Annotated in this window: 9 protein-coding genes; 6 read left to right on the forward strand and 3 right to left on the reverse strand. The window is 42.5% G+C overall.

Features of this window, described 5'->3' with window-relative positions:
* Nucleotides 1-23 precede the first annotated feature (23 nt).
* Together fabD and AC1DV1_RS03775 are read left to right on the forward strand one after the other, a co-directional pair.
* Entirely contained in the window at nt 24-911 is an 888-nt protein-coding gene (gene fabD, locus AC1DV1_RS03770; protein ID WP_477355448.1) for an ACP S-malonyltransferase, read from the forward strand.
* Nucleotides 912-1,002: 91 nt separating this feature from the next.
* Nucleotides 1,003-4,710: a sensor histidine kinase gene (locus AC1DV1_RS03775; RefSeq protein WP_477355451.1), complete on the forward strand. Its 3,708-nt coding sequence runs from the start codon at nt 1,003-1,005 to the stop codon at nt 4,708-4,710.
* Between the two features lie 56 nt (nt 4,711-4,766).
* Here AC1DV1_RS03775 and AC1DV1_RS03780 read toward each other — a convergent pair whose 3' ends face one another.
* On the reverse strand, nt 4,767-5,297 hold the full coding sequence (locus tag AC1DV1_RS03780; protein WP_477355454.1) for a YfiT family bacillithiol transferase: 531 nt from the start codon (nt 5,295-5,297) through the stop codon (nt 4,767-4,769).
* An 88-nt stretch (nt 5,298-5,385) separates the two neighbouring features.
* Between AC1DV1_RS03780 and AC1DV1_RS03785 the strand changes: the two genes are divergently transcribed.
* On the forward strand, nt 5,386-6,723 hold the full coding sequence (locus AC1DV1_RS03785; protein WP_477355457.1) for an FAD-dependent oxidoreductase: 1,338 nt from the start codon (nt 5,386-5,388) through the stop codon (nt 6,721-6,723).
* On the opposite strand, the gene AC1DV1_RS03790 is transcribed toward AC1DV1_RS03785, so the two are convergent.
* Nucleotides 6,720-7,241: a GNAT family N-acetyltransferase gene (locus AC1DV1_RS03790; RefSeq protein WP_477355460.1), complete on the reverse strand. Its 522-nt coding sequence runs from the start codon at nt 7,239-7,241 to the stop codon at nt 6,720-6,722. The two genes, AC1DV1_RS03785 and AC1DV1_RS03790, sit on opposite strands and share 4 nt — an antisense overlap.
* An 89-nt stretch (nt 7,242-7,330) precedes the next feature.
* Here AC1DV1_RS03790 and AC1DV1_RS03795 point away from each other — a divergent pair, with 89 nt between their 5' ends.
* The gene (locus AC1DV1_RS03795) at nt 7,331-9,694 is read left to right on the forward strand and encodes a S9 family peptidase (RefSeq protein ID WP_477355463.1); all 2,364 of its coding nucleotides are present in this window, start codon (nt 7,331-7,333) and stop codon (nt 9,692-9,694) included.
* Nucleotides 9,695-9,698: 4 nt separating this feature from the next.
* Here the strand turns inward: AC1DV1_RS03795 and AC1DV1_RS03800 are convergent, their stop codons facing one another.
* Nucleotides 9,699-9,965: a DUF2185 domain-containing protein gene (locus tag AC1DV1_RS03800; RefSeq protein WP_477355466.1), complete on the reverse strand. Its 267-nt coding sequence runs from the start codon at nt 9,963-9,965 to the stop codon at nt 9,699-9,701.
* 144 nt (nt 9,966-10,109) lie between these two features.
* Here AC1DV1_RS03800 and AC1DV1_RS03805 point away from each other — a divergent pair, with 144 nt between their 5' ends.
* Both AC1DV1_RS03805 and AC1DV1_RS03810 read left to right on the forward strand, forming a co-directional pair.
* On the forward strand, nt 10,110-10,532 hold the full coding sequence (locus AC1DV1_RS03805; protein WP_477355470.1) for a hypothetical protein: 423 nt from the start codon (nt 10,110-10,112) through the stop codon (nt 10,530-10,532).
* Nucleotides 10,533-10,664: 132 nt separating this feature from the next.
* On the forward strand, nt 10,665-10,784 hold a 120-nt coding region (locus AC1DV1_RS03810; protein WP_477355482.1), incomplete at its 3' end, for a transposase family protein.

Raw genomic sequence — 10,784 nt, forward strand, 5'->3', positions numbered from 1 at the left:
CAATCAACCAATAAACCAAAGCAATGAAAGCATATATTTTTCCAGGGCAGGGCGCCCAATTCCCGGGTATGGGTAAAGATTTGTACGAGCAATCTGATAAGGCCCATGAGTTATTTGAAAAAGCAAATGAAATATTAGGCTTCCGGATTACCGATGTAATGTTTGATGGCACAGCCGAAGATTTGGTTCAAACAAACGTTACCCAGCCGGCCATATTTTTGCACTCGGTTATTTTAGCTACCGTGTTGGGCGATGAATTTAAACCGGATATGGTTGCCGGCCACTCCCTTGGCGAATTTTCGGCCCTGGTTGCTGCAGGAGCCTTATCATTTGAAGATGGTTTACGCCTGGTTGCCGCACGTGCCAATGCTATGCAAAAAGCTTGCGAACTGCAACCCTCAACAATGGCCGCCATTTTAGGGCTTGATGATTTTACTGTAGAAGATGTTTGCCAGCGCGCTACCGGCGTGGTTGTAACAGCAAACTATAACTGCCCCGGCCAGTTGGTTATATCCGGCAGTATTGAAGGCATTGACGAAGCCTGCGAAAAATTGCTGGCCGCTGGTGCCAAGCGGGCTTTAAAACTCAAAGTTGGCGGTGCTTTCCACTCGCCGTTAATGGAATCGGCCCGGGTTGAATTAGAGGCGGCAATTGTTGCCACCGAAATTAAAGCCCCGGTTTGTCCTATTTATCAAAACATTGATGCCAAACCTTATACCGATCCTGCTGTTATTAAACAAAATTTAATAGCCCAGCTTACCGGCGCCGTAAGGTGGACACAAACCGTGAAGCATATGTTGGAGGATGGTGCTACCTCATTTACCGAGGTTGGGCCGGGTAATGTATTGCAGGGGCTTGTTAAAAAAGTTGATAGGGCAATAGTTACCCAAAGCGCGGCTATACCTCAATAATATTTAAAAAAGGCACTATTTAGTAGTGCCTTTCGTTTTTAAACCAGTAATATCTGATAGCAATTTGACAACCTCGGGAAAAATACGTTTGTTGCTAACCCTAATTGGTATAGGGCTGTTGTTTACCGCTATTTTTATCCAAAAAACATATACGCCGGTAAATAACCTCGATCAATCGGCCCTGGCTCTTGAGGCTAACCTGCACAAAAAGGAAGCTTATATTGATAAGCTGCTAAAAGATAAAGAACAGCTTAACAAATTTAAAACCCTGGGCGATAATGACCAGGAGGCCATTAACAGGATAGAGGAATTTACTACTCAAAGGAACACCTGGTTTATAACAGCGTACAATAACCATTTAAGTTTTTGGAGCGGTATTAAAGTTTTGCCGGATAGCATAGGCAATATCCGCGAGGGCAATTCCTTTATCAGGCAGCCGAATGGGTATTATGAAGCGATTAAGAAAACGGAGGGGGCTTTTTCTGTAATATTTTTTATCCCGGTAAAAATCAATTACAGCTTTACCAACCAGTATCTTCAAAACACGTTTGCTAAAGATTTAATAACGACAGATAATATTGAGCTTACCGATCTGGGCGATAAAAATGCTTACGATGTACACAGCATCAACAACGATTATCTTTTCTCGGTAAAACAAAAAGCCAGCAGCGTCAATTATGCATTTATATATTACCAGGCTATTTTTTGGATTTTAACCATCATAACGCTTTGTATATTAATTCATAATATTTGCTGCCATATGGCGGCAAAGGGTTATGGCTGGTTGTCAGTGGTTTTCCTGGGTTTGTACATAATCCTGCTCCGCTTTGTTAATTTATATTATCACCTGCCCGATTTTCGGGGGATGCTTAAATTGTTTGATCCCGCCATTTACCATTCCGGAGTTTTGTATCCGTCTTTTGGCGACCTGTGTATTAACCTGCTTTGTGTTTTTTGGTTTGTTGCATTCATTTACCTGCAACGGCGAAGATTGTTTACAGCTGTTTACAAAAACTCAGTTGGCTATTTTATTGTAGTTGGCTGTATTCTTTTGCTTATAGGGTTATCCACATCGCTGTTAAGGCTGTTTTATGACCTGGTTATTCATGCGGGCATCAACTTTAACGTAAACAATGTACTTGGTTTATCATCATTCAGCATTCTGGGTGTTTTAATGTTGTGCTTTAGTTTTCTCATTTTTTATCTTGTTGATGAGGTGGTTCTTTTTATATGCCTCAAGCTGGATGTGCCAAAATTGCACCAGTTATTACTGCTGGTAGTAGGCGTTGTTATAAGTACAATTGTTTTTGCCCGGAATTACGATTTTAGCTTGTTTTACCTGTTGTGGATGCTGCTGGTGGTGATGAGGGCATTTGGGTTTATTTACCAGGGCGGTAAACTTACAACAAGTGCCTTTTTGGGCGTACTTTTAATCTGCTCGGTAATTTCGGCTATTAAGTTAAACCACTTTGAAGGCATTAAAGAGGAGTCGGTACGAAAAAAGTTACTGCAACGGCTAGGCGACCCAATTGACCATTATGCCGAAAACGCATTTATAAAGGTTGAGAAGCGGATTCTTGTTGACACAACTATTGTGCGCTACTTTAAGGAAAATATACATAACAACGAGTACTTGTTAACCCGTTTTCAGAAACTGTATTTTGATGGGTACCTGTCAAAATATGTTATTAAAATACACGAGTATGATGCCAATGACCAGCCCCTGGCTAACGACGACATCCCGATAACCGGGTTTAAAGACCAGGTTGTATATAATTCATATAAGGTTGTACCAACATCTTATTTTTACCGGGGCACTGCATCGTTTGGGCGTCAGAGTTATTTTGCGATACTGCCCATAAAAAACGGGAATAAGCAATTAGGAACATTGGCCATTGAGTTTACATCAAAACCTGTTCAGGTGCTTGGGGCTTTCCCGGATCTATTGATCGAAGGGTCGTTACAATCCGAAGACGAATTTAAAGATTACTCGTATGCTTATTACTATGATAATCGCTTGCAAAGTCAACGGGGAAGTTATGTTTACACCCTTAATAACCCAGATTTTAAAGGGGTATTAAAAAGCTATATTATAAAAACCACCCGGTTCAATAATCCCGAATGGTACAATGCTTTTACAAAATACGACCACCTGATTTATAAACCCAACAAACGCAATATCATAGTAGTAAGTAAGGAAACAAACCCACTATATAACGGGGTGGCCTCTATCACTTTCTTTTTTATGGCGCTATTGGTATTTAGTGCAGTTATTATTATAGCCAGGGGCGTATGGGTACGCGTAAGGATTTTGAGTATTAAGGATGATAAAATCCGCTGGAAATTCAAGATCAATTTTGATAAGGTACTTTATAGAACCCGCATCCAGTTTGTAATGATATTTGCGGTTGTTGTTACACTGATTGTAGTAGGCTTTATCACCTTTGTATCAATAGGGCGCCAATACCATGAACAGCAGGATAAACAGATTCGCGATAAAATAAGCAGGATTGCCGAGACTTTTCAAACCGGCGCATTAAACCGATACATATACAATGTAAACGAAAAAAACCAGGTTGATTTTAACGTACTGGCCGAAACATATTCTACCGACCTTATCCTGTTTGATACCAACGGGGTGCCACTGGTTACAACCCAGCCAAAAATGTATGAGGCTGGCCTGGTGGCAAAAAAAATGAACTCCCGAGCTTTTATTTACCTGAGCAGGCTGCAAAAAACAGAATTTGTGAATGATGAAAAAATAGGAGAGTTGAACTACAAGGCCGCTTATGCACCCATAGTAAGCTCTGGCCAAAAGATTATCGCTTACATCCAGCTGCCCTATTTTTCAAATGAGGCAGATTATAAACAACGCATAAGCTCGTTGTTGAATGTGATGATAAATGTTTACGCATTGGTGTTTTTAGCCATTGGCTTATTGGCCATTATTATTGCCAGGCAAATAACCGCACCGCTTAGTTTTATACAGGAAACGCTGAGCAAAACCATATACGGCAAAAAGAACGAGCCGATAAAATGGCAACGAAATGATGAGATTGGGGCCTTGGTTAAGGAATATAATAAAATGATCTCGGCCCTTGAGAATAGCGCAACCAGGTTGGCGCAATCTGAACGCGAAAGCGCCTGGCGCGAAATGGCCAAACAAGTAGCCCATGAAATTAAAAACCCATTAACGCCATTGAAACTAGGGTTGCAACTACTTGATAAATCGTGGCGGGATAAGGACCCTAAGTTTGATCAGAAATTTGAACGTTTTAGCAAATCGTTTGTTGAACAGATAGAAAGCTTATCGTCCATCGCGTCTGAGTTCTCGGCTTTTGCGAAAATGCCCGATACCCGTATTGAGCTATTGAATGTTTTTGAAATGCTTAACCAGGCGGTAACCATATTTAAGCAGATGGATAATATGCAAATAGTGTACCAGCTGCCCGATGCTCCTTTTATGATAAATGCTGATAAAGATCAGCTATTGAGATGCTTTAACAATTTATTGAAGAACGCCATAGAAGCCACACCAGCAGATAGAAATGGGCTGATAAACATCAACTACCTTATAACCAGCAAAAATGTGTTGCTTACCATTAAAGATAATGGTAACGGAATTCCGGAAAATATGCGCGAAAAAATATTCGAGCCCAATTTTACTACCAAAAGTTCTGGTACGGGACTTGGGCTTGCCTTTGTGAAAAACTCAATTGAAAATGCCAACGGTAAAATTTGGTTTGAGACAACCATTGGCATCGGCACCACTTTTTACCTGAGTTTTCCGTCGGCGTAAGCCGAAGGCTTAAAGCAGAAAGCCCAAAGCTTTTTTTAAGCTTTCTGCCTTTGGCTTTATGCTTTAAGCTTCGTCACTGTCTCTGTAACATGTGCCAAATGATGTTTGCTATGCCAGGAGTATAATGCCAGCCCCTTTTTAAGCGAAACGGTATCACCGGATGCGGGATGTACAAAGGTGCGTTCCCATTCGTTTTCGGTAAAACTTTCAAATAAGGCAACCATGTGTATATGGATGCCTTCCAATATTTTTAATGACGATTCTACAGGGAGGCGATAATCGGGTAGTAAAGCCCAATCTGCTTCTTCGTATGGCTTTATAACAGGGTTATTTTCGGTGAGTGCCAGCTTAAAACGGGTAATCGAGTTCATGTGGCTATCGGCCAGGTGATGGATTACTTGCCTCAATGTCCATCCGCCGGTTCGGTACGGGGTATCCAGTTCCTGGTAGTTTAAACCAGCTATAGCATTACGCAATTTACCCGGCAATGTGCGCAGATCATCTATCCATTCGCGGATGTTTTCGTCGGTATAAGATGCCGGTGGTGCAAATTTCCCAATCGGGAACCTCATTTGTTCGTCTGTCATAAATGTTTAAAAAAATTAAATTAGGGATAATTTTATACTACAGCAAGCTTTAACCTAAATTAGCGTTCTGTACGTGTTAGTTAAAACGATGATAAAAAAACTGTTTTTAGTACTGCTGCTGTTAAAATGCTCCTTTACATATGCCCAAACCATTAAAACCGATATCCTTGTAATTGGCGGCGGCCCAGCCGGTGCCTCGGCAGCCATACAGGGAGCCCGCAGCAAAATTAAAACAGTACTGGTTGAAGCAGGTGCGCAATTATGCCCATCAATGCAGGCTCAAACAATGACAACTATCGGTAACGGGAGAAACCTTCAATCGGGTATTTGGGGGGAATTCCGAAAATGGGTAATAACTTTTTATAAAAATACGCCGGGCCGCGATACCGCTTATAATGCCCCGCTGAGCTTAGAGCCATACACGGGTGCAGCCATTATCAAAAAAATGGCCGATACGGTTAAAAATCTCACCATAAAATTAAATACAGTTGTTAGTACGATAAAAAAAGATGGGGACGGTTGGGTGGTAACTGTTAGCCAGGATTCAAAATCGCAACAAATAAAAGCAAAGCTGATTATCGATGCCACGCCAAATGCTTCGATAGCCGAAAAATTGAATATCAATTTTAAACCGGTTGATTTGATGGCCGATAACCATCAATCGGCCACATACCGCACCAGCATTGCAACAGGCGATGGTTATCCGGGGCAAAATGGGGATAAAAAAAGTCTTTCTGGCAACTATCCGCGATTGCCATCATATTGTATTCCGCTGAGCTCCATTGTGGCGCCGGGCGTCGGGAACCTGTTAGTTACAGGCAAGCTTTTTCCGGATGATGATATCCAATACCTGCCCAACCAGCTTATGCTGGGCCAGGGTGCCGGTGCTGCCGCGGCATTTTGCGCGTTTTTTAAAACCACCACCCACAAATTAAACGCACGCACCGTGCAGGGCGAACTGCTGGATTTTAAAAGCTACCTGCTTCCATTTGCAGATGTTGGCCAAAACGATCGTTATTTTAGGTCGGTGCAGCAGGTTGCAGCTACCGGGTTATTAAAAGGTTGGCAAAAATTGGATAGCAATACATCAGGTATGCTGTTTATGCCCGATTCTGCAGTTAACACCGCCGAGATTGAACCGGTATTAAATGATATTTATACCCGCACATTTTTATGGTTTAACAGGGAAAAACCCAAGCCGAAATTTACAGTAGAAAACACATTATCGCTTATAAGTGAAATAACATTAACGGATCCTAAAACGCTGCACACCTCCATGGGCAAAGCCTGGAAAAATCAATATAAATTCCAATCGGACTTTGATGTTAACCGGCCAATAACCCGGCGGGAGTTTGCTATATTGGTTAACCAGTTTTTAAACCCTTTTGCCCGAACGGTGGATTTATCGGGTAGGTTTGTTAATTAGACAGAAGGCTTAAGTATGGCGTATAAATGCTCGTCTAAAATAAAGCCGTTTTTAATAACCGCATTTTTACAGACAGCTTCTTTTACAAACCCTGCTTTTTCCAATACCCGCATCGATTTTGGATTGTTGCCTAATACACCAGCCTGAAGCCGTACAATATCCAGGTTGGCAAATCCATAATCTACAATCAGTTTCACCGCCTTGGGCATAAAGCCTTTTCCCCAATGCACCTCGCCCAGCCAGTAGCCGATCAATGCCGATTTTCGGTAAATATCTCCCCTTAAATCAATGCCTATTACGCCGGCTACTTCGCCGTTAATAGCTATCGCGAATTTGGTTTGCACTTCTTCGGCCATTGCAAGCCCGATAAAATCAATGGCATCTGCAAGCGTGTATGGCGATGGAAAGCGATCAAGAAGGGCATCAAAAATCCTTGGGTTATCGGCATGTTTTTGCAACGATTCAGCATCAGCCAACCGCAACTCCCGTAAAATAAAACCGTCGCCTTTAATTTCCATTTGTAACAATAAAACGTCTAAAATTAGCAAAGCAAAGCCAAACTGTTAAATTGCATCCGCGTATTAGTTGCGCGACACAAGACTGACTCATGAAAAAAATATTTACGCTGCTATTGCTGGCCAATACTGCCGGTGCTTTTGCCCAAAAACTGGATACCCTTACCATTGAAAAAATTATGCGCGATCCAAAGTGGATAGGTGTATCCCCATCAAACATTCACTGGAGCGATGATAGCAAAAAAATCCTTTTTACCTGGAATCCTGGTAAAACCGGCCCCGATGAATTGTTTGCCGCTACGCCCGGCGGTACAACGCCGCAAAAAGTAAGCATTGCCGATAGGCGCGGTTTACCCGCTGAAAACGGTAGCTGGAATAAAAAACGCACCCAAAAAGTTTTTGAAAAAAATGGCGACTTATTTTTAGAAGACCTTAAATCGGGCAAAATAACCCAGCTTACCCATACTGAGGAGCGGGAAAGCTCACCGGTTTTTAGTGGCGATGAAAGCCACATCATATTTTCGCAAGGCAGTAACCTGTTCTCCATGAAACTTAACGGAAATGGGTTGGAGCAGCTAACTAATTTTGTTAAATCAAAAAGTAAAAAAGGCAACGACGAACTTAACGAAGAAGAAAAATGGCTTAAAAAGCAGCAGCTGGAGTTGTTTGATATTGTTAAGGTGGAGAAGAAAGACGAAAAACAAGACTCGGCCGAAAGAGCAGATTTAGCGCCGAAGGGATTAAGGGAACTGGTTTTTGGAACTAAACGTGTTGGACGGATTAAAATAAGCCCCGATGAGCGCTTTGTTACTTACCGGCTCACAAAACCGGCCGACGATGTTAAAAACGCCATCGTTTCTAATTATGTAACCGAATCGGGCTTCACAGAGGATATTCCGAACCGCTCAAAAGTAGGCCGCCCATCATCAACATCCGAAACGTTTATTTACGACAGGCAGCGCGATAGCGTTTACCGGATAAAAACATCAGACCTGCCGGGCATTAAAGACGCGCCCGATTATTTAAAAGATTACCCAAAGGAGCAGGAAGCCTATAAAAAAGCGGATGCCGACAGGCAGGTAGCTATCGAAGGCGTATTCTGGAGCGAAAACTCGGCAAATGCCGTAGTCGTAATATCAGCCCAGGATAATAAAGACCGCTGGATTATGCGATTAGACGCCCTTACCGGCAAACTTAGCTTGCTTGACCGGCAGCGCGACGAAGCCTGGATAGGTGGTCCCGGAATTGAAAACTCGGCGGCGGGGAACGTCGGTTTTATTGATAACGATCATTTCTATTTTCAGAGCGAGGCCAGCGGCTACTCGCACATTTATATAGTAGATATTATTAGCGGTGTAAAAAAGCAAATTACCAGCGGTAAATGGGAAGTACAAACTCTGCAGCTATCCAATGATAAAAAAAGGTTCTACTTCACCGCCAATATCGACCATCCCGGATTAACCGATTTTTACAGCCTGCCCGTTGATGGTGGTACGCCAACAAAAATAACAGGCTTAAAGGGCGGCAACGATGTAACACTATCGCCCGACGAAAAATGGCTGGCTATCCGTTACTCCTACTCCAACAAACCATGGGAACTATATGTGCAGGCCAATAAACTTGGAGCCAAAGCGGTACAGGTTACCAAATCCATCAGCGCCGAATACGAATCGTACCCGTGGCGCGCGCCGGAAATCATCACCTTTAAAAACAGGTATGGCAGCGAGGTTTACGCCCGTTTGTACTTGCCCAAAAAAGCAGACGCCGCAAAACCGGCTGTAGTGTTTGTGCATGGTGCAGGCTACCTGCAAAACGTAACGTATTCCTGGAGCTATTACTTCCGCGAATTTATGTTTAACAATATGCTGGCCGATAACGGCTATACCGTATTGGATGTTGATTACACGGCAAGCGCAGGCTACGGCCGCGACTGGCGCACCGGCATTTACCGGCATATGGGCGGCAAAGATTTGACAGACCAGGTTGATGGCGTAAAATACCTGGTTGATAAATATGGCGTAAACCCCAAACATGTTGGTTTATATGGCGGCTCATATGGCGGGTTTATTACGCTGATGGGTATGTTCACCGAACCTGATGTTTTTGCTGCTGGCGGCGCCATTCGTTCGGTTACCGATTGGGCACATTATAACCACGAGTATACCTCCAATATTTTGAACGAGCCTTTTACAGATGAAACAGCCTATCGCAAAAGCTCACCAATTTACTTTGCCAATGGCTTAAAAGGCAATTTATTGATGCTGCACGGCATGATAGATCAGAACGTTAACTACCAGGATATTATCCGCCTGACGCAGAAACTAATTGAGTTGCACAAAGAAAACTGGGAACTGGCATCGTACCCAGTAGAAGACCACGCCTTTGAGCAACCCAGCAGCTGGACGGATGAGTATAAACGGATTTATAAATTATTTGAGGATACGTTGAAGAAATAATTTTTTATCCCGGGATCATCTGAAATTCGTTGGTTCCGGGAATTCTTTCTAGTTCAACACCAAGAGGGAGATTCAGGTATGGGATTATTGCTTTATCGTAGTTTGCAATCGTGTTTACATCATAAATCATCGTGTTATTTGGATCGTCAACATACTCCTGAGTTTCTGTACCCGAAAAGAAACGCCAGCCACTATCTAAGTGAAAATCAGACTCTTCCCGGTACATGTATATTACTTGCAGTCCATCAACTGTGATTTTATCCGTCGCCATACATCCACCCATAGATGGAATAAGTTTACTGATCTGTTCTGCTTTCAGCTTAAAGTTTTTTTTAGCATTTTAAATTGCCAATCCGAAATATTCACCCTAATTTCTGTTTAATTTTGTGCATAACCAAATTGCGCATCCCTCTCCATGAATAAATTAATTATGCTTTTTGTAATTATATGTTGTGCATGTAATACTAACACAGCAAACGCACCTTTAGTCAAAATAAACCTTACCTCCGATAAACATTCCCTCAAAATAACCGGCCTCGACCCGCTGATTGTTCAGGATATTAACCGCGATTCATCAGCCGGGAACTGGCAGAGCCTGGTGCCGGTGTACAAAATGCCAGCCGATACAGATCTGAAAAACTATCAGCCTATTCAGCCGGGCAAATACGCGGTAGCTGATAGCGTGGTTACATTTACGCCCGATACCCCTTTTGCAGCGGCCCAAACTTATTTTGTTCGCTATTATAAATATGATGCCAACAGTAAAGCCTCCGATTTTATATTAGGAAAAAATAAACTGGGCAGCTTACATTATACAGATTTGATTTTTAAGCAATAACCCTCAGGGCTGACGCATAAGAAACGTTAAAAACGGGAGGTGTTGCCAACAAAATGTTGATAAAGAGGTGATAAGTTTAAGGGTTGCGGTTGTCAAAAAGGCTTTCAAGTTTTTTTCTTTGTAAAAAAGAATATGCCCACATCCCTTCACGATCATTTCAGATGGATACCCGATCCACGCACGGGCAATAATAAGAAGCATAATTTACTGGAAGTAATCATTTTATCGGTCTTGGCAGTGTTATGTGGTGCT

The sequence above is a fragment of the Mucilaginibacter sp. P4_D1 genome, from assembly GCF_056401935.1.

What these genes read in the sequence shown, in the direction of transcription:
- fabD (WP_477355448.1), top strand. Translation starts at nt 24, where the DNA reads ATGAAAGCATATATTTTTCCAGGGCAGGGCGCCCAATTCCCGGGTATG.
- AC1DV1_RS03780 (WP_477355454.1), bottom strand. Translation starts at nt 5,297, where the DNA reads ATGACAGACGAACAAATGAGGTTCCCGATTGGGAAATTTGCACCACCG.
- AC1DV1_RS03785 (WP_477355457.1), top strand. Translation starts at nt 5,386, where the DNA reads ATGATAAAAAAACTGTTTTTAGTACTGCTGCTGTTAAAATGCTCCTTT.
- AC1DV1_RS03790 (WP_477355460.1), bottom strand. Translation starts at nt 7,241, where the DNA reads ATGGAAATTAAAGGCGACGGTTTTATTTTACGGGAGTTGCGGTTGGCT.
- AC1DV1_RS03795 (WP_477355463.1), top strand. Translation starts at nt 7,331, where the DNA reads ATGAAAAAAATATTTACGCTGCTATTGCTGGCCAATACTGCCGGTGCT.
- AC1DV1_RS03800 (WP_477355466.1), bottom strand. Translation starts at nt 9,965, where the DNA reads ATGGCGACGGATAAAATCACAGTTGATGGACTGCAAGTAATATACATG.
- AC1DV1_RS03805 (WP_477355470.1), top strand. Translation starts at nt 10,110, where the DNA reads ATGAATAAATTAATTATGCTTTTTGTAATTATATGTTGTGCATGTAAT.